Raw genomic sequence first — 18,408 nt, 5'->3', positions numbered from 1 at the left:
CCATCAGCGCCAGTTCATCCGGTGGTTCCCGGTCGTTTCATCGTGACGGCGATCGTCCTCTTCATGCGCGTACTGGCTGGTGGTGTTGATCGAGTCGTGCCCGAGGTTGTCGCGCACCGTGCGCAGATCCACATCGTTGTCCAGCATGTGCGACGCCGCCGTATGTCGAAGCCAGTGGGCGGACGCCTGGCGAATGTGGTCCGCGTGATCCGCATACTCGCCGCCCCGGGTTTCGGTCCAGTCCGCCGCTTTGGCGAACACCGCCTTGATCGCGTTATGCACGGTCTTGCGATCGACGCCTTCGCCTGAAACATTGCCGGCACGCTGGCGAAACGGCAGCAGCAGGGGCGTCAGTTCATTGCGCGCCGGCAACGGCCCCAGGCCATGCGCTTCGCGATAGCGCATCAGTTCGGCGAGCAGTTCCTGGGAAACCGGGATGCGCCGGTACTTCAGGCCTTTGCCCACCACCTCCAGCCACCAGCGCGGCGTACCGTCGGTGCCGAGTTCGCGCACAAAGTTGCCCATCGTGCCCGCGGCAACTTCCGAAATCCGCAGACCGAGCAGATAGAACAGGGTGGTGAGCCACCGCGCACGCGCCTTTTCGCGCCGTTGCCGCGGATCCCGCTCAGGCATGGCGGCCACGTAGTCCTTGACGTGCTGCCACATAACTGCCGGCAGATAGCGCGTGATCCGCTGGGCCGGACGGCGCCGGCGCTGCCGCAGCAGGCCGAGCGGATTGCCCCGCAGGTAACCGGCCTCGACCAGCCAGCCGAACATGCTGTCGAGGATCACCACGGCCTGTTTGATGCTGGCCGGCTCGAGCCGGCCAGCGAACGGGCGCCAACGCGGATCGTCCGTGGCGTACCGCGCGCCGCCTTGCGTGACCCACGTGGAGGCCGGCTGGGGATCGGCGAGGAATTGGCGGTAACGCGCGAGGTCCTCGTGTGTCAGTGACGACACCGGCTTGAGCTCGGCGATCACCGTCCAAATGGGATTGCGCCGGTCGGGCGCCGCGAGGAATTCCCGGAACAGACGCAGGTCTTCCTGCGCGATCATGCCGGGTCCGCTGAGCGCCTCCGCGAGCGCCCAGAGCAGCAGCCGGTCGGCTTCCTTGCGGTAGTTCGAGTGCGTGGCCGGGCTGTCGACATAGTTGGCCAGCCACAGGGAAATGGCTTCCAGATCGGTCTCCGCGCGAATCTGCCGGCGCGCGGCGTCGCCCAGGTTCGCGCCGGCGCCGCCAGTCCCGGCTGCGCGTAGCTGGAGCGCCGAGGCGTATCGCAAAGGCAAAACGGGCAAGGAGTTTTCCGCGCTCATCGAGCTTCCTGATCTGTTTGGGTGCGTTTTGGTGTGCGTCTAGCGCTGCGCCGGACGAGGCTCGGCGGCTTGAATATTGTATCGCCTGCTTCCATTCCTTCAATTCCCCATTATATGCATAATGTGAATTAATTTGAACGTATGGTTGTATTTGTATCGTATTACGTTGGATTATTAACTATTTTGGCCTACAGGGGCATTGCGCATCCAACCAACGCCCGCGACATGCATTTAACTCATGCCCGCCATGCAAATTAGTCGATTGGCGTCGAATACCGCTCCGAATACAGTGTCGTGATCGTGCGCACGCGCATCGAGCCATACCCGATCCAGAAGGAGAATTCATGCGAAGCGCCACCGTACCCCGTTCCAAGCTGCCCGATGTCGGCACCACGATCTTCACCGTGATCGGGCAGCTCGCGGCCGAGCACGACGCGCTGAACCTCTCGCAAGGCGCACCGAACTTCGCACCCGATCCGGCGCTCGTCGAAGGCGTCGCGCGCGCGATGCGCGACGGCCACAATCAGTACGCCCCGATGGCCGGCGTCGGCGCGCTGCGCGACGCGCTTGCCGAGAAGACCGAGCGCCTGTACGGCACGCGCTACGACCCGTCCACCGAAATCACGGTGATCGCGAGCGCGAGCGAAGGCCTCTATGCATCGATCAGCGCCCTCGTGCACCCCGGCGACGAAGTGATCTACTTCGAGCCCTCGTTCGACAGCTACGCGCCGATCGTGCGGATGCAGGGCGCGACGCCGGTTCCGATCAAGCTCGTGGCGCCGCAGTTCCGCGTCGACTGGAACGCGGTTGCCGCCGCGATCACGCCGCGCACGCGCATGATCATCGTGAATACGCCGCATAACCCGACCGCCACGGTTTTCTCCGCCGAAGACATCGCCCAGCTCACCCGCCTCACCCGCCAGACCGACATCGTGATCCTGTCCGACGAGGTGTACGAGCATGTCGTGTTCGACGGCGCGCGGCACGAAAGCATGGCGCGGCACCGCGAGCTCGCGGAGCGCAGCGTGATCGTGTCGTCGTTCGGCAAGTCGTTCCACGTGACCGGCTGGCGCGTCGGCCATATGCTCGCGCCCGCCGAGCTGATGAACGAGATCCGCAAGGTTCACCAGTTCATGGTGTTCGCGGCCGACACGCCGATGCAGGTCGCGTTCGCGGAAATGCTCGCGCAGCCCGCCAGTTATCTCGGCCTGGCCGCGTTTTATCAAAGCAAGCGCGACCTGCTCGCGCGCGAGCTCGCAGGCTCGCGCTTCGAGTTGCTGCCGAGCGAAGGCTCGTTTTTCATGCTCGCCCGTTTCCGTCATTTCTCCGACGAGCACGACAGCGACTTCGTGCTGCGCCTGATCCGCGATGCGCGCGTCGCAACGATTCCGCTATCCGCGTTCTATACGGACGGCACCGACAATGGTGTAATCCGGCTCAGCTTCTCGAAGGACGATGCGACGCTGGTGGAAGGCGCGCGGCGGCTTTGCAGCATTTGATGTGACGGTTGAAGCACCGGCGGGGCAACCATGCGCCGGTCACTGACATTCCCTGGACCTGGAAGAGAAAATCACAATGAGACACCTGAAAATTTGCCTCGCCCTCGCTTGTACGTTCGGCTCCGCGTTCGGTTCCGGCGCGGCGCTCGCCGGTTCGGATACGCTGCGCTACGGCCTTGAAGCCGAATATGCCCCGTTCGAATCGAAGTCGCCGAGCGGCCAGCTGGTCGGCATGGACATCGACGTCGGCAATGCCGTATGCAAGACCGCGCAGCTCAAATGCACGTGGATCGAGACGTCGTTCGACGGCCTGATCCCTGCCCTGAACGGCCGCAAGTTCGACGCGATCAACTCGGGCATGAACGCGACCGACAAGCGCCGCGAAGCCATCGACTTCACGCACGTCATCTACCGCGTGCCGACGATGCTGATCGCGCGCGCCGGCAGCGGCCTGCAGCCGACGTCAGCATCGCTGAAGGGCAAGCGCGTCGGCGTGCTGCAGGCGTCGGTCCAGGAAACCTATGCGAAGGTTCACTGGGAGTCGGCGGGCGTTTCGGTCGTGTCTTACCAGGACCAGAACCAGGCCTACGCCGATCTGGCCGCCGGCCGTGTGGACGCCACCCTCGTGCAGGCGCCGTCGGGCCAGTCCGGCTTCCTCGACCGCCCCGAGGGCAAGGGTTTCGCGTTCGCCGGCGGCGCGGTGCGCGACGACAAGATCCTCGGCGCCGGCATCGCGTTCGGCCTGCGCAAGGGCGACACGGCGCTGAAGGACAAGCTCAACGCGGCAATCGACAAGCTGAAGGCCGACGGCACCGTGAAGTCGTTCGGCCAGAAGTATTTCGGCAGCATGGATATCTCCGCGGAGTAATGCATGCCGATTCACGATATGGCGGCCGCGTGCGGTGAACCGGGCCACGCGGCAACGGACGCGCTCGACGGCGCGCTCATTGCCGAACTCGGCGCGGACATCGTCACGCGATCGGCCGATATCGATCCGCACTACTTCACCGCGTATAACGAAGCGCCCGGCGCGCGGCCGCGCGCGCTGGTGCGGCCGCGCAGCGTCGACGACGTCTCGCGCACGCTCGCGCTGTGCACCAAGCTCAACCAACCCGTGGTGCCCCAGGGCGGGCTGACCGGCCTCGCGCGCGGTGCGGTCGCGCTCGGCGACGAGATCGTGCTGTCGATGGAGCGCTTTGCCGGCATCGAGTCGATCGATGCCGCGGCCGGCACGATCACGGTGCGCGCCGGCACGCCGCTGCAAGTGGTTCAGGAAGCCGCGGAAGCAGCCGGCTTCACGTTCGGCGTCGATCTCGGCGCGCGCGGCTCATGCCAGGTCGGCGGCGCCATCGCCACCAACGCGGGCGGCACGCGCGCGATCCGCTATGGCGTGATGCGCGAGCAGGTGCTCGGGCTCGAAGCCGTGCTCGCCGACGGCACGGTCGTTTCATCGATGAGCCGGGTGCTGAAGAACAACACCGGCTACGACCTCAAGCAGTTGTTCGTCGGCAGCGAGGGCACGCTCGGGATCATCACGCGCGCGGTGCTGCGGCTGCGCCCGAAGCTCGCGCCCCCTGCCACCGCGATGTGCCGCGTCGCCGATTACGACGCCGTCGTGCGGCTCTGGGACCGGATGCGCGCGGAGCCGGAGGTCGTCAGCTTCGAGGCGATGTGGCCGTCGTTCTATCGGTATGTCGGCAGCCATACGCCCTATGTCACCGCGCCCTTTGCCGGCGAGGAGGGTTTCGCTGTGCTAATCGAGTGCGCCACGAGCGCGCCGGGCGGCGATGCGGCACAGACGCTCGAAACGTGCCTTGCCGACTGCTTCGACGCGGGGCTCGTCGACGATGCGGCGCTCGCGACGTCGGAGCGGCAAATGCGCGACATGTGGCTGCTGCGCGAGGGTCTCGCAATCGACGCGCTGCCGAATCTCATGAATTTCGACGTGAGCCTGCCGACCGGCGAACTCGGCGAGTTCGCGCGGCGTTGCGAGGCGGCACTGCATGCGCGCTGGCCGGAGGCCGTGTGCCTGTTCTTCGGGCACGTCGGCGATGGCAACGTGCATATCGGCGTGTCGCTCGCCAAACTCGACGAGGCGCTCGCGCACGAAATCGATCGCACGGTCTACGGTGTCGTGCAGGAAATGGATGGATCGATTTCTGCGGAGCACGGGATCGGCGTATTGAAGCGGCCATACCTGGCCTGCACGCGCAGCGACGCCGAAATCGGCCTGATGCGTCGCTTGAAAGCGGCGCTCGATCCGCTGCAGATTCTGAATCCGGGGAAGGTCCTTTGAGCGGCAGTAGCGCTTGACGCGATCAGGACGTACACCGAAATGAAACGCAAGCTCTATGGCGGACGGAATCCGGCCCGCGCGGTCGCGATTGCCGATCTTCAGGCGATGGCGCGCCGGCGTCTGCCCCACTTCGCGCTCGAATACCTCGAATGCGGCGCCGAGGACGAACTTGGCGTCCACGCGAATCGCGCGGCGTTCGAGTCGCTTCGGCTCGTGCCTCGCACGCTGCGCGGCGTCTCGGTTCGTTCGATCGAAACGCAGTTCAAGGGCGGCCATTCGGCCACGCCGATGGCGGTCGGCCCGACCGGTTTCAACGGCATGCTGTGGCGCGATGCCGATATCGCATTGGCGCGAGCCGCCGCTCGAAGCGGTGTGCCGTTCTGCCTCGCGACGCTTGCGAGCGCGAGCATCGAGCGCGTTGCCGCAGCCACGCACGAGTGGCCCGATATGCCCCGCTGGCTTCAGCTCTACATGTTCCAGGACCGGCAATGTACGCTGGAACTGATGCAGCGTGCCCGTGATGCGGGATACACGTCGCTCGTGCTGACCACCGACGCAACCGTGTACGGCAATCGCAACTGGGAGGCGCGCAATTACCGCGGCTTCAAGAAACCGGACTTCCGGAACCTGCTCAATACCGCAACGCGCTGGCGCTGGCTCGCCAACGTGTACGCACCAGGACTGCCGCGCTTCGAGAATCTCGACGGCTTCATCGGCAAGCGCGCAAGCGCCCTGGACGCGGCCGAGTGGATCGAGCGTCAGATGGACACGACGCTCGCGTGGCGCGACGTCGCATGGCTGCGTGAGCGCTGGGACGGCACGCTGATCCTGAAAGGCATCCTCAACGCCGACGACGCGGCGCAGGCCGTGCGCTGCGGCGTGGACTCGATCGTGGTGACGAACCACGGCGGCAGGCAACTCGATGCGGCGATCCCGAGCATCGCGGCGCTGCCCGTCATTGCCGATGCGCTCGGCGGGCGTGCCGAGATTCTGCTCGACTCCGGGGTCCGGCGCGGAATGGATGCGCTCAAGGCGCGCCGTCTTGGCGCGCAGGGCGTGCTGCTCGGGCGCGCCACGCTTTACGGCGTGGCAGCGGCGGGCGAAGCGGGCGCGTTGCGCGCGCTGCAGATTCTTCGCGATGAAGTCGACAACGGGCTCGCGCAACTCGGATGTGCGAGTCTGGATCGGCTCGCCGATATTGCAATAGCGTAACGCCCCTGGGTGGGGCGCGCGCCCCTGCAATCTCAATGCTCGTTACTTGCCCGCGCCGCCGAAGGGCATGCGGGATCCAGACCCCAGTGACCATCGCACACGCGCCAGCGGCACAACTGGTCTTCGAAGAAGCCGCGCTCGCCGCATGCCTTCACTTGCTGCGCAAGCGATGCGGTGCTGTCGGCCTTGGCTCCAGCCTTCTGCGCGCGCGCGGCCGACTTCGTATCGGCCGGCTTGGTGCGCGCAACGAGCACGGCCAGCAGATCGACATCGGAATCGTCCTTCTTCACGGCATTGCCCGGCTTCTTCGATTGCGCAACCGTGCTCTTGCTTTCTGCACGACGGGCGGAGGGCGTCTGCTGCTTTGCGCCCTTCTCGTGTGACTGCGCGTGTGACTGCGCGTGTGACTGCGCGTGTGACTGCACCTGCGCCCGGGGCACCTGCGCCTGCGCCGCTTTAGACGTTGCGGCCGCAACCGTGGCGCCGCTCCCGTTGCCCGCCCCATTTGCCAGTGCGCGCGAAAGCCTATCCGCATCGCTAGCCGGCGCAGCGGATGCCGAGCTGTCGGCAGCCGACCTGGCATTGGCCGCATCGTCGTCGGCGACGATCTTTGCCGCTTGCGACGCCGAGCCCGCATCGGGCGCGCCCGCCTGTGCGCTCGCAACGACTGTCCGCGATGCAGTTGCGTCCGCAACGGCAAGCGTGGCGCTTGCCGGCGCGGCCACACTCGCAGCCGTGGATGGCGCGCGCGTCATTAGATGCCATGCGCCGAATGCGCCGGCGCCGACCATGAGCAGCGCGACGAGCGCGCTGGTCTTCGAGGAACGCGACGTCTTGCTTGCCGGCGCAGCAGGCGGCACGACGCGCCCTTCGAGGTTCGCCAGAATGCGCGAGCCATTGGGTGCGCCGTTGGCAGGCGCACTGGACGCTTTGGCGGCGCTGTCGGCTAGCAGGCTGGGGGGAGCGCTGGATGAAGCTTTAGGGCGGGAGTTGTCCGGCACACTCATTAGAGTCTCATTCGAATCGTGCACATTGAATCGGGCCTGTTTCGCCGTGATAATACGTGTCGGCCCGACTTCGGGCAGGCCTGATTCTAAAATCAAGCATTACAAAAAACAATTACCTCTAGTTCACGGGGTTGCTTTTGGTCGCCATTGCACTCGTTGTCTATTTCGTCGTTACCGTTCCCCTGGCAGCAATACTGCTTTTTCCGGACGTGCGGGCCGCGTTTACTGAGACAATATTCAATCTGCATAGCCATATTGCACGACGCGCTTCAGCAAGCGCCACGCATGCGCGTAAAGGCATTTCAAAGTCGGCAAAATATTCCCAATCAACTGTAGCCGGCATGCAAAATTTGCTGATTAAACGGCGCTTGCTGATTTTGTCGACGACGGGTATTCTTGCGACGCCGCCGCTGATTGCTATTGCGCTTCGCGGCCACCAGTTATTCCAATACGATGACACGCTTCGTGCGCCCGATGAGAAAATCGCGGCGTTGCTCAATGGCGAGCAGCTCGTCCCGCCGCCGCCATTACCGCCCGAAGCGTTCGCCTCACGGGAGGTCGAACAGGTTCGCCCCGCATTGGTGGATGCGAGCCGCGACTGGAATCTGCTCGATCCCGACTTCCGTACGCGTCTATTGCTCGCTTATAAAATCATGCACGAGCAATACGGTTATCAAATGGCCTTGCTGGAAGGTTATCGGAGCCCCGACCGGCAGGACCGGCTGGCGAAAATGGGAAGCAACGTGACCAATGCCGCGGCGTTTCAGAGCTATCACCAATATGGTCTCGCGGCGGATAATGCATTTTTACGTGACGGAAAACTCGTCATTTCAGAAAAAGATCCTTGGGCCATGCGCGGCTATCAGTTATATGGGCAGGTTGCCGAGGAAGTCGGGCTAACGTGGGGTGGCCGGTGGAAAATGATGGATCTCGGGCACGTCGAATATCACAAGCCCGGTTTCGTGCTCGGTCGCAAGGCCGCGGCTCTTCAAAAAGTCCAATAGCGCGCCAATGAAAATGCCATTGGCACGCCTTATTATTGCCCGCTTCATGGCCTGCTTCGCGGCTCGTTTCACGACCCATTTCACCGAATTCGCTCAATCCGCCAACACGCGCGACACGGTTTCGCAACCGAACGCCGGTAAGCTCATGCGGCCCGCCGCCGCGGATCATCAGAACAGCATTCAAAGCACCAGGACCTGACCGGCTTATGCAACGCTTCCTCAACGGGCTGACCGACAAGCGCACGATTTCCATTCTCGGCTTCATTGCGCTGGCCGCGATCCTGTCTTTTTTCGCCGAGTCGGGGCAAATCTCATACGCGTGGGTCGGGGTCGTGCTCGGCGCGGTGCTCGTCCTGTGGCTGCTCGTGTGGATCGTGCGCCGCGTCCGCGTGCGCCGCGCCAATGACAATCTCGGCAACATGCTCGAGCAGCAGGCCCAGGCCGAGAGCCCCAGCAGCGCCGCCACCGCCGCCGCGAGCGGCAAAGAGGCCGAGCTCGACGTGCTGCGCACGCGCCTCGTCGACACGGTCAAGACCATCAAGACGTCGAAGATCGGCCAGCTTTCGGGCGGCTCGGCGCTCTACGAACTGCCGTGGTACATCGTGATCGGCAATCCGGCGGCGGGCAAGAGCAGCGCCGTGCTCAATTCGGGCCTGCAATTTCCGTTCGCCGACAAGAAAGACGCCATCGTGCACGGCATCGGCGGCACGCGTAATTGCGACTGGTTCTTTACGACCGAAGGCATTCTGCTCGATACGGCAGGTCGCTACTCGGTGCACGAGGAAGACCGCGGCGAATGGCTCGGCTTTCTCGGTCTGCTCAAGCGCTATCGCCCGAAGGCGCCCATCAACGGCATCATCGTGACGGCCAGCATTGCCGAGCTCACGGGCAACCGCCCCGAGTTCGCGATCAATCTCGCAAAGAACCTGCGCCAGCGCGTACAGGAGCTCACCGAAAAGCTCGAAGTGTTCGCGCCTGTCTATGTGATGTTCACGAAGGTCGACCTCATCACGGGCTTCACCGAATTCTTCAGCGGCAGCGACCGCAACGAATATGACCGCGTCTGGGGCGCCACCCTGCCCTACGAGCCCGACGAACAGCGCGACGTCGTCACGCTGTTCGACGAGCGCTTCGAGGAGCTCTATGACGGCCTCAAGGAAATCAGCATCGCGCAGATGTCGATCAGCCGCGGCAACGCGCTCACACCGGGTCAATTGAGCTTCCCGCTCGAGTTTTCCACCATCAAACCCGCGCTGCGCGCGTTTCTCGCCACGCTGTTCGAGAACAATCCCTTCCAGTACAAGCCAATTTTCCGGGGCTTCTACTTCTCGAGCGCATTGCAGGAAGGCGAGACCAATAGCGCCGCCGCGCAGCGCATCGCCAACCGCTTCACGCTCTCGACCGATAGCCTGCCGAAGCCGCAAGCCGCGTTCTCGAAGAACGGCTTCTTCCTGAAAGACCTGTTTTCCAAGGTGATTTTCGCCGACAAGCAAACGGTCCGCCAATTCATGAGTCCCGCCAGGACGCGTCTGCGCTACGCCACTTTCTTCGGTGTGGTGGCCGCGCTCGCGCTGGCGCTCGGCGGCTGGACGTGGTCGGCGATCAACAACCAGCAACTGGTGGCCAACGTGCAGGCCGATCTCGACAATGTCGAAAAGCTGCAGCGCAACCGCAACGACCTGCAATCGCGCCTGCAGGCGATGGACATCCTCGAAGACCGCATCGAGCAGCTCGAGCAGTTCCGCCGCAGCAAGCCGCTCGCGGTGTCGCTGGGTCTGTATCAGGGCGACCGGGTCGAGCAGCATTTGCTGCAGGAGTACTACAACGGCGTTCGCCAGATCCTGCTCGCGCCGGTCTCGCAGAATGTCGAAGGCTTCCTCAAGGAAGTCGACGCGCATCCCGACCAGCTCGCGCCCATGACGCGCGCGCCCGATTCGGGCGTGGCGCCGGTTTCCGCGCGTGCAGCCATGGCGAACCCAAACCAGGGCGGCCTCTATAGCGACGCGTCGCCCACCAGCGTCGAAGACGCGTACAACGCGCTCAAGACCTATCTGATGCTCTCCGACAAGCGTCACGTGGAAGCCGCTCACCTCACCGACCAGATCGCGCGCTTCTGGCGCGGATGGCTGGAGCAGAATCGCGGCAACATGCCCCGCGATGAAATGATCAAGAGCGCAGAGCGCATGATCACGTTCTATCTCTCGCGTGTGTCCGACGACGACTGGCCGATGATCAACGCGAATCTCGCGATCGTCGACCAGACGCGCGAAGACTTGCGCCACGTGGTGCGCGGCATGCCGGCGCGCCAGCGCGTCTATGAAGAAATCAAGGCGCGCGCCTCCACGCGGTTCGCGCCCATGACGGTGGCGCGCATCGTCGGCGACGGCAACTCGTCGCTCGTGGCGGGCAGCTACGCGATCCCCGGCACCTTCACGCGCGAAGCGTGGTTCCAGTATGTGCAGCCCGCGATTCGCGAAGCCGCCACGAAGGAACTGCAGGCGAAGGACTGGGTGCTCAACACCTCGGCCAGCGACGACCTCACGCTCGAAGGCAGCCCCGAGCAGATCCAGAAAACCTTGGTCGGCATGTACAAGACCGAGTACGCGCAGCACTGGCAGAAGTTCATGCAAGGCATTGCCGTGCAGGATTTCGGCAGCTTCGGCCAGGCCGTGGACGCAATGAACCGCCTCGGCGACCCGCAGGATTCGCCGATCCGCAAGATCCTCGAAACCGCGTACGACCAGACCTCGTGGGACAACCCCTCGCTCGTCAACACCACGCTGAAGCAAGCGCAAAGCGGCGTCACGGGCTGGTTCAAGAATCTGTTCTCGCGCGCCACGAGCGGCACGATCCAGGCCAACATCGACATCAACGGCAATCCAGTCCAGATGCCGATGGGGCCGGTCGGCCAGGCGTTCGCGGGACTTGGGCGCATTGTCGTCACGCACGACAACGGCTCGATGCTCAAGGGCTATATGGACTCGCTCTCGAAGGTGCGCACACGCTTTAACACCATCAAGAACCAGGGCGATCCGGGGCCGGGCGCGCGCCAGCTGATGCAGCAGACGCTCGACGGCAGCGGCTCGGAACTCGCCGATTCGCTGAAGTTCGTCGACGAACAGATGCTCACCGGCCTCACCGACGACCAGCGCAAGGCGCTGCGCCCGCTGCTCGTGCGCCCGCTCATGCAGGCGTATGCCGTGGTGATCCAGCCGGCCAGCGCCGAAGTGAACAAGGTGTGGAACGCGCAGGTGTATCAGCCCTTCCAGGCGTCGCTCGCGAGCAAGTATCCGTTCTCCAGCACGGCGAAGATCGAGGCGGGCTCCAGCGAAATCGCCCAGACCTTCGGCCCGGACGGCGCGATCTCGAAGTTCGTGAGCACCACGCTCGGGCCGCTCGCGGTGCGCCGCGGCGACACGCTCACCGCGCGCACATGGGGCGACATGGGTCTCACGCTCATGCCCGACTTCACCAACGGCTTCGCGCGCTGGGTCGCGCCGCTCGCGGGCGGCGCGGCAAGCACGAGCGCGGGCTCGAGCGAGCCGCAGACCGTGTTCCAGATCCTGCCGCAGCCTTCGAGCGGCACGACCGAATACACGATTGCGATCGACGGCCAGCAACTGCGCTACCGCAACACGCCGCCGCAATGGGCCAACTTCGTGTGGCCGAACCCGCAGGGCACGCCGGGCGCGACGCTTTCCGCGACCACCTTCGACGGCCGCACGATCCAGCTCGTGAACGAGCCGGGCCGCTACGGCCTCGAGAAGCTGATCAATTCGGCGCAGCGCAGCCGCAAGCCGGACGGCACCTTCGACCTCACGTGGACGCAGGGCAGCGTGACGGTTTCGGTGAGCATGCGCATCATCAGCACCTCGCAGCCCACGGCCTCGTCCGGCAATGCGCCCCAACAGCAGGGACTGAGCGGCGTGCAGCTGCCGTCCTCGATCGCGAACGTAGGCCCGGCGGGCGGCAACCCCAATGCGCAGGGTGCGCCTGGCGTGCCCGGCTCCGGCAACGCGCAGAACAACAACGCGTCCGGCGGCGCGCTCACGACGGCCAACGCCACGGGCGCCTACAATAACGCGGGAGAGGCGCAATGACGCAAACCGTTCAGGCGCAGATCGCCTACTTCGGCAAGATCCCGTCGCGCGGCGACTTCGTAAAGAGCCCGCACAATCCGCAGCTTCTGCAAACGCTCGACCGCTGGATTGCCGAAGCCATGGACATGCTCACCGACGATCCGCGCTGGAAGATCGTCTACGAAGAAGCGCAGCCGATGCACTTCGCCTTCCTCGGCTCGCAGAGCAAGCTCGCGATCGCGGGGCATATGGTGGCGAGCCACGACCAGTCGTCGCGGCGCTTTCCGTTTCTCGCGGCCACGGCGCTCGAAGTCGAGCAGCCGCTCGCGTTTCTCGCGCGCAGCCCGCTCGCGCTCGCGCGCCTGTGGTCGCGCGTCTCCGCGCAGATGCAGCCGCTGCTGGGCACGAGCGAGCCGTCCGGCGCGCTGCAGGCGCTCGGCGAAATGCACGTGCCGGTGGACGTGGGTGGCGCAGGCAATCCGCACGACGGCACCTTCGCCGATTTCGTCGACCATCAGACGCTCTCGGGACTCGAGCAAATGCTGCTCGCGAGCGGTCATCCGGTGCGCCTGCGCGGCGCGATGCTCGCGCTCGGCTCGCTGCTGCGCCCCGTGATGACGAGCGGCACCGCGCATCTCGAACGCGGCCTCACGCTGCCCTTGCCCATCGATCCGTTCTATCGCAGCCTCGTGGCGGCGTTCTGGCTCGAGCTGATCGCGCCGTTCGTCTCCAGGGCCGATTTCGAACTGGCCATTTTCATGGGCACCATCGCGCAGCGCGAACGGCTTATCGTCGGCTTTAACGGCGCGTCCCCGAAAACCCTGCACAGCGTGGTCGATCCGCAAACCTACGCCGCCCATAACATCGATATCGACGATCCCGAGTGGGTCGACGAACATGCACAGAACGACCATGGCATCAGCAAACTCGTCAGCTACCTCGACCAGCCGCAACTGTCGCTGCGCGTCTCGATCGACACGTTCCGCGAGGCGTTCATCGGGGAGACGGCCGATGGCCGCCGTGCTTGAGATGCATAAGCGCGGCGCGCTTGCCGCAGCCGTCGCGCTGGCGCTTGGAACCTTCGGCGCGCTCGGCGCATTCAGCGCGCCCGCGGTTGCCGATGAGGCCAGCCCCGCGCGCGTTACGCCCGTGGACACCAGCGGCGCACAGATCCGCACCACGGCGCTGCTCGCCACGGCATCCTCGGGCGATGTCGCCAGTGCAACTGGCCTCGCGGGTGGTGCTGGCAATCCTGGCAATCCGGTAAATCCGCCCTCCGCTTCCGGCGCGCGCGGCGCCGCGAGCCCGGCGCCCGCGAATACGGTGCCGGGCCAGGTCGTGGTGGGCGGCAAGGTGCCCGATGAAGCGACTCATTCCGCCGTGCTGCAACGCCTGCGCGACACCTATGGCGCGGCGAATGTGGTCGACCAGATCGAAGTGGGCGACGTGGCCACGCCGCCCAACTGGTCGGCGAACGTGCAGAAGCTGATCAACGCTCAGCTCAAGCAGGTGCACAAAGGACAACTGAAGATCGACGGCACGCAGATCGAAGTGCGCGGCGAAGTGGGCAACGAAGCGCAACGCCAACAGATCGCGAGCGACATGGCCAATGCGCTCAATCCCACTTACACCATTCGCAACGGCCTGCGCGTGAGCGCGTCCGAGCAAGGGCTGCTCGACCAGACGCTGGCGAACCGCACGATCGAATTCGAAACCGGCAGCGCCACGCTCGCGCCCCAGGGCCGGGCGATTCTCGACCAGATGGCGGCCGTGCTCGCGAAGATGAACACGCGCACTGTCGAGATCATCGGCCACACCGACAACTCGGGTAACCGCGCGTCGAATATCGCGCTGAGCCAGGCGCGCGCGGATACGGTAAAGGGCTACCTCGTCGGCAAGGGCATCTCGCCGCAACAGCTCACGACGGATGGCGTCGGCCCTGACCAGCCAGTGGCTTCGAACGACACGTCCGAAGGGCGCGCGCGCAATCGCCGTATCGAGTTCCGCGCGGGGCTTTGAGTCCTTTGAAGCCTTCGAGGCTTCGCCCGCGCCTGCTCAATGCGGTCGACCGGGTGTGCGTTTCCCCCGGTAGACGCCGCATCACTCTTCGTTCTTCACGCCCAGCATCTCGCGGATATGCGAGAGCGTGCCGTCGTCCTTCACCACCGTCGCCAACCACTGATGCAGTGGCATGCCGGCCCATTCGGCGGCCTTGTCGGCGAGATAGGCCACCGGGCTGTGCGGCTCCGTGGCGCGGAAATAATCGGCCACCGCGCGCAGTTGCGCGACAGCATCGGCACGGCTCTGAATGCCGCCATGCGTGTGGCCATGAATACGATGGGCGGTCTGCTGCACGGGTTCCTCGTGAGGCAAGGCTGTCTTGAAGCTCGGTTCTGTGCGCTCCGGCGTGGCGCGCGCATCGTTTTGGACTGCTTGTGAGGCATGCTGCTGGGCATCTGCGGGATGCGGTGATTCCGCCTGCTTCGCCGCCGCGTCGGGATCGACACCGACGTCGCGCGCAAAACGCGTCACCAGACCGTAAACGCTCTCGAATGCATCGCGCGTCTGCCGGAAGCTCGGCGCGGCGTCGCCCGCACGGCTCTCCAGCTCGTAGTCGAGCGCCGCAAGCGCCGTCTGGAACGCCCTGAATTGCGAGAGCAGCGCCTCATAGAACGCAGGCGCGGTAGCGCGCCGCGAGGCGTCGATCTGCTCGACCGACGGTTTGCCGCGCGCAATGTCAGCCGCGTTGTCGGGATCGCGCTTGATGGCCTGCGCGACATGCTGCGCGACCTCCCAGTCGAGCGCGCTGAACGGCGTGCCCGACTGCGTGAGCGCCACGGCGCGCAGCAGTTCGGCCGAACGCCCCGCTAGCCACGCGACGTTGCCGAGGCGCGACTCGATGTCGTCGCCTTCGGGCAGTGGATGCAGATGATCCCAGAAACGCTCGACGAGCCCGGTGAGCACCGCATAGCCCTGGGTGAGACCGGGCATGCCGTCCTGGATCGCCAGGGCCTCGGTGAGCCACACGGCCACGCGCAGATCCTTGGTTTGCGCGGCGAGCAGCGCCGTGCAGCGTTCCGCGACGAAGCCCCAGTCCGCCTCCTTGATCTCCGTGACCCATTCGCCCTGATCAAGCGAGGGATCGTCGAAACGGCGCGCATGCGCAATCGCGTCGAAATCCGCGGAAAAGAGCAGGTCCTCGCCGCACGGCGAGCTTTCGTTGATAGGCGCGAAGATTGGTGCGAGTTGCGTGGTGTAGTCGGTCGACATGGTCAATTCACGGTGTATTCGAATTCGCCGGCCTCATTCGCGCGCACTGCCACGCTCGCGAGTGCGGTGCCTTGCGCAATGCGTTCGAGCACGTGCTGCGCCAGCTCGGGCAGCAGCGTGCCGTTCAGGATGTGGTCGACATTGCGCGCTCCCGAGTCCACTTCGGTGCAGCGGGCCAGCACCGCTTCCACGAGCGAGTCGTCCCACTCGAAGGCGGCGCCGTGATTGACGTCGATGCGCCGGCGAATGCGTTCGAGCTTGAGTTCGATGATCTCGGCGAGCACGTCGTCGGAGATTGGATAGTACGGAACGACTTTCATGCGCCCGAGGAACGCGGGCTTGAACGTCTTGTAAAGTTGCTGACGCAACAATTCTGCGAGCGCATCGGCGTCCGGCAATTCCTCGGCTGGCTTGTTCAGGCACGCCTGCATCACGGCAGCCGAGCCCACGTTCGAAGTCAGGATGATGAGCGTATTGCGGAAATCTATGGCGCGCCCTTCAGCGTCGTCCATCGTGCCTTTGTCGAAGATCTGGAAGAACATTTCCAGCACGTCGGGGTGCGCCTTCTCGACCTCGTCGAGCAGCACGACCGAATACGGATTGCGGCGCACGGCCTCGGTGAGCACGCCGCCTTCGCCGTAACCCACATAGCCCGGCGGCGAGCCCTTCAGGCCCGAGACGCTATGGACCTCCTGGTACTCGCTCATGTTGATGGTCACGAGCTTGCGTTCGCCGCCATAGAGGATATCGGCGAGCGCGAGCGCGGTTTCGGTCTTGCCCACACCGGAGGGACCCACGAACATGAACACGCCGCGCGGCTTGTTGGGGTCTTCGAGGTTCGCGTTCGCCGTGCGCACGCGCTGTGCGATCGCCTCGAGCGCGTGGTCCTGGCCGATCACGCGCTCGCCGAGCAGCGGGCTCAGGTTGAGCACGGTCTTGATTTCGTCCTTCACCATGCGGCCCAGCGGAATGCCGGTCCACGACGCCACCACTTCGGCCACCACGTGCGCGTCCACCTGGAGCGGCACCATCGGTCCGTCGCCTTGCAGCGCATGCAACTGCTCGACGAGCGCGGGCAGATCCGCGCGTGCGGCATCGGCGTCGCGGCCGAGGTCCGCGGCGCTGTCGTTTGCATTGTCTTGAGCGCCCGCTTCCCGTGTCGCGTCGATGCGGCCCCGCAGCGCCGAGATCCGCGCGACCAGTTCGCGCTCCTTCGCGTAGCGCGCCTCATCCTCGGCAACGGCAGCCGCGGCCTCGTCGCGCTGCGCGCGCAATTCGCCGAGGCGTTCGTCGTGATCGGCACCGTTGGCCGCTTCGCGTTCGAGCGCCGCGATCTCGGCCTCGATGCGTTCGATGCGGCGCTTGCCGTCGTCGATCGCGCCGGGCGTCGAGCTATGCGCGAGCGCGACCTTCGCGCACGCGGTGTCGAGCACGCTCACGGCCTTGTCGGGCAATTGGCGGGCGCCGATGTAGCGATGCGAAAGGCGCACGGCTTCGGTAATGGCCTCGTCGAGAATGCGCACGTTGAAGTGGCGCTCCATGAGACTCGTCATGCCGCGCAGCATCGCCGCCGCGAGCGCCTCGCCGGGCTCTTCGATCTTCACCACCTGGAAGCGCCGCGCAAGCGCCGCATCCTTTTCGAAGTACTTCTTGTACTCGCTCCAGGTCGTGGCCGCGATCGTGCGCAATTCGCCGCGCGCGAGCGCGGGCTTCAGCAGGTTGGCCGCATCGTTCTGGCCCGCCTGGCCGCCCGCGCCGATGATCGTGTGCGCTTCGTCGATGAACAGCACGATGGGCTGCGAGCTCTTTTTCACCTCGTCGATCACGCTTTTCAGGCGGTTTTCGAACTCGCCCTTCACGCTCGCGCCAGCCTGCAGCAGGCCCATGTCGAGCACGCGCAGCGCAACCTTGCGCAATGGCTCCGGCACGTCACCCTCGGCGATGCGCAGCGCGAGCCCTTCGACCACCGCGGTCTTGCCGACGCCCGGCTCGCCCGTGAGAATCGGATTGTTCTGGCGGCGGCGCATCAGGATGTCGATGGTCTGGCGGATCTCGCCTTCGCGGCCGATCACCGGATCCACATGGCCGTCTCGCGCACGCTGCGTGAGATCGGTCGTATAGGTGTCGAGCGCCGGCGTCTTCGAGGGGCCGGCACTCGCCTGCGCCGGGGCATCGCCCGATGCGGCGGCGTCTTGCGCCATGTTGCGTTCGGCATCGCGCGGCACGCCTTCCACCGACCCTTCGGTCAACTCGTCGAAGCGATGCTTGAGTTCGGCCACCGGCACGCCGGCAAGACGCGTGGACATGCGTTGCGCGAATTGCGCGAGATCCGGCGCGCTCAACAGCGCGAGCAGCAAATGGCCCGAGCGGATGCGGCCGATTTGCGTATCGAGCGAAGCAATCAACCACGCCTGCTCGAACAACGCAACCAGATGCGGCGAGAACACCGGCGTGCGCGCATTGCCCGTCTTGAAGCGCTGCAATTCGCGCTCGAGATCGGCGCGCACCGCATGCGGATCGATGCGCGACGCTCGCAACGCACACACGAGATCGGACGCCGGCTCTTCGAGCAGCGTCAAAAACAGATGCTCGAGATCGACTTCGTAATGCCCGCGAGACAGGCATGAACTGGCCGCTCGTTCGGCCGCCAGGCGGCTAGTCGTGTTGAGCTTGGTAATCAGGGTTTTAAGGGGCGTGCTCATGTCGTGAAGTCGGAGGAGGCGTGAT

At 65.1% G+C, this 18,408-nt stretch carries 13 protein-coding genes; 9 read left to right on the top strand and 4 right to left on the bottom strand.

The genetic code is table 11. The features are described 5' to 3' along the window. Window positions 1–3: 3 nt before the first annotated feature. On the bottom strand, window positions 4–1,314 hold the full coding sequence (locus PWP93_RS22685) for a tyrosine-type recombinase/integrase (RefSeq protein WP_421046034.1): 1,311 nt from the start codon (window positions 1,312–1,314) through the stop codon (window positions 4–6). 344 nt (window positions 1,315–1,658) lie between these two features. Between PWP93_RS22685 and PWP93_RS22680 the strand changes: the two genes are divergently transcribed. The 4 genes from PWP93_RS22680 (at window position 1,659) to PWP93_RS22665 (ending at window position 6,321) form a co-directional block, all read left to right on the top strand. Further along, complete coding sequence (locus PWP93_RS22680) at window positions 1,659–2,813, top strand: pyridoxal phosphate-dependent aminotransferase (RefSeq protein ID WP_421046033.1); 1,155 nt, start codon at window positions 1,659–1,661, stop codon at window positions 2,811–2,813. Between the two features lie 76 nt (window positions 2,814–2,889). After that, window positions 2,890–3,681: an ABC transporter substrate-binding protein gene (locus tag PWP93_RS22675; RefSeq protein WP_421046032.1), complete on the top strand. Its 792-nt coding sequence runs from the start codon at window positions 2,890–2,892 to the stop codon at window positions 3,679–3,681. A gap of 3 nt (window positions 3,682–3,684) precedes the next feature. After that, a complete protein-coding gene (locus PWP93_RS22670; protein ID WP_421046031.1) occupies window positions 3,685–5,109 on the top strand; it encodes an FAD-binding oxidoreductase in 1,425 nt (474 codons plus the stop codon). A 39-nt stretch (window positions 5,110–5,148) separates the two neighbouring features. Continuing rightward, the gene (locus PWP93_RS22665; protein WP_421046030.1) at window positions 5,149–6,321 is read left to right on the top strand and encodes an alpha-hydroxy acid oxidase; all 1,173 of its coding nucleotides are present in this window, start codon (window positions 5,149–5,151) and stop codon (window positions 6,319–6,321) included. Between the two features lie 32 nt (window positions 6,322–6,353). Here the strand turns inward: PWP93_RS22665 and PWP93_RS22660 are convergent, their stop codons facing one another. After that, window positions 6,354–7,328, bottom strand: coding sequence for a hypothetical protein (locus PWP93_RS22660; protein WP_421046029.1), 975 nt, complete (start codon window positions 7,326–7,328; stop codon window positions 6,354–6,356). A 137-nt stretch (window positions 7,329–7,465) separates the two neighbouring features. Here PWP93_RS22660 and PWP93_RS22655 point away from each other — a divergent pair, with 137 nt between their 5' ends. The 5 genes from PWP93_RS22655 to PWP93_RS22635 are packed head-to-tail and all read left to right on the top strand — an operon-like array spanning window position 7,466 to window position 14,430. Beyond that, window positions 7,466–8,332: a M15 family metallopeptidase gene (locus tag PWP93_RS22655; protein WP_421046028.1), complete on the top strand. Its 867-nt coding sequence runs from the start codon at window positions 7,466–7,468 to the stop codon at window positions 8,330–8,332. 7 nt (window positions 8,333–8,339) lie between these two features. Then, window positions 8,340–8,531, top strand: a complete 192-nt coding sequence (locus PWP93_RS22650; RefSeq protein WP_421046027.1) for a hypothetical protein — start codon at window positions 8,340–8,342, stop codon at window positions 8,529–8,531. Between the two features lie 7 nt (window positions 8,532–8,538). Beyond that, window positions 8,539–12,432, top strand: coding sequence for a type VI secretion system membrane subunit TssM (tssM, locus tag PWP93_RS22645; protein ID WP_421046026.1), 3,894 nt, complete (start codon window positions 8,539–8,541; stop codon window positions 12,430–12,432). Further along, entirely contained in the window at window positions 12,429–13,439 is a 1,011-nt protein-coding gene (gene tagF / locus PWP93_RS22640) for a type VI secretion system-associated protein TagF (RefSeq protein ID WP_421046025.1), read from the top strand. The genes tssM and tagF overlap by 4 nt, the downstream gene beginning before the upstream one ends. Before the next feature lies 1 nt (window position 13,440). Then, window positions 13,441–14,430, top strand: coding sequence for an OmpA family protein (locus PWP93_RS22635; RefSeq protein WP_421046166.1), 990 nt, complete (start codon window positions 13,441–13,443; stop codon window positions 14,428–14,430). An 81-nt stretch (window positions 14,431–14,511) separates the two neighbouring features. On the opposite strand, the gene tssA is transcribed toward PWP93_RS22635, so the two are convergent. Continuing rightward, on the bottom strand, window positions 14,512–15,681 hold the full coding sequence (tssA, locus tag PWP93_RS22630; RefSeq protein ID WP_421046024.1) for a type VI secretion system protein TssA: 1,170 nt from the start codon (window positions 15,679–15,681) through the stop codon (window positions 14,512–14,514). A gap of 2 nt (window positions 15,682–15,683) precedes the next feature. Continuing rightward, window positions 15,684–18,383 carry a type VI secretion system ATPase TssH gene (tssH, locus tag PWP93_RS22625; protein WP_421046023.1) on the bottom strand — a complete coding sequence of 900 codons (2,700 nt, stop codon included), beginning with the start codon at window positions 18,381–18,383 and terminating at the stop codon, window positions 15,684–15,686. Between the last annotated feature and the right edge of the window lie 25 nt (window positions 18,384–18,408).

Origin of the sequence: Paraburkholderia sp. A1RI-2L, from assembly GCF_048957375.1 — a bacterium.
In the GTDB taxonomy this organism is placed as follows: Bacteria; Pseudomonadota; Gammaproteobacteria; order Burkholderiales; family Burkholderiaceae; genus Paraburkholderia.
The sequence above is the reverse complement of the archived record's forward strand: the minus strand, read 5'-3'. Positions and strand labels throughout refer to the sequence as shown.

What these genes read in the sequence shown, in the direction of transcription:
- PWP93_RS22685 (WP_421046034.1), bottom strand. Translation starts at nt 1,314, where the DNA reads ATGAGCGCGGAAAACTCCTTGCCCGTTTTGCCTTTGCGATACGCCTCG.
- PWP93_RS22680 (WP_421046033.1), top strand. Translation starts at nt 1,659, where the DNA reads ATGCGAAGCGCCACCGTACCCCGTTCCAAGCTGCCCGATGTCGGCACC.
- PWP93_RS22675 (WP_421046032.1), top strand. Translation starts at nt 2,890, where the DNA reads ATGAGACACCTGAAAATTTGCCTCGCCCTCGCTTGTACGTTCGGCTCC.
- PWP93_RS22670 (WP_421046031.1), top strand. Translation starts at nt 3,685, where the DNA reads ATGCCGATTCACGATATGGCGGCCGCGTGCGGTGAACCGGGCCACGCG.
- PWP93_RS22665 (WP_421046030.1), top strand. Translation starts at nt 5,149, where the DNA reads ATGAAACGCAAGCTCTATGGCGGACGGAATCCGGCCCGCGCGGTCGCG.
- PWP93_RS22660 (WP_421046029.1), bottom strand. Translation starts at nt 7,328, where the DNA reads ATGAGTGTGCCGGACAACTCCCGCCCTAAAGCTTCATCCAGCGCTCCC.
- PWP93_RS22650 (WP_421046027.1), top strand. Translation starts at nt 8,340, where the DNA reads ATGAAAATGCCATTGGCACGCCTTATTATTGCCCGCTTCATGGCCTGC.
- tssM (WP_421046026.1), top strand. Translation starts at nt 8,539, where the DNA reads ATGCAACGCTTCCTCAACGGGCTGACCGACAAGCGCACGATTTCCATT.
- tagF (WP_421046025.1), top strand. Translation starts at nt 12,429, where the DNA reads ATGACGCAAACCGTTCAGGCGCAGATCGCCTACTTCGGCAAGATCCCG.
- PWP93_RS22635 (WP_421046166.1), top strand. Translation starts at nt 13,441, where the DNA reads ATGCATAAGCGCGGCGCGCTTGCCGCAGCCGTCGCGCTGGCGCTTGGA.
- tssA (WP_421046024.1), bottom strand. Translation starts at nt 15,681, where the DNA reads ATGTCGACCGACTACACCACGCAACTCGCACCAATCTTCGCGCCTATC.
- tssH (WP_421046023.1), bottom strand. Translation starts at nt 18,383, where the DNA reads ATGAGCACGCCCCTTAAAACCCTGATTACCAAGCTCAACACGACTAGC.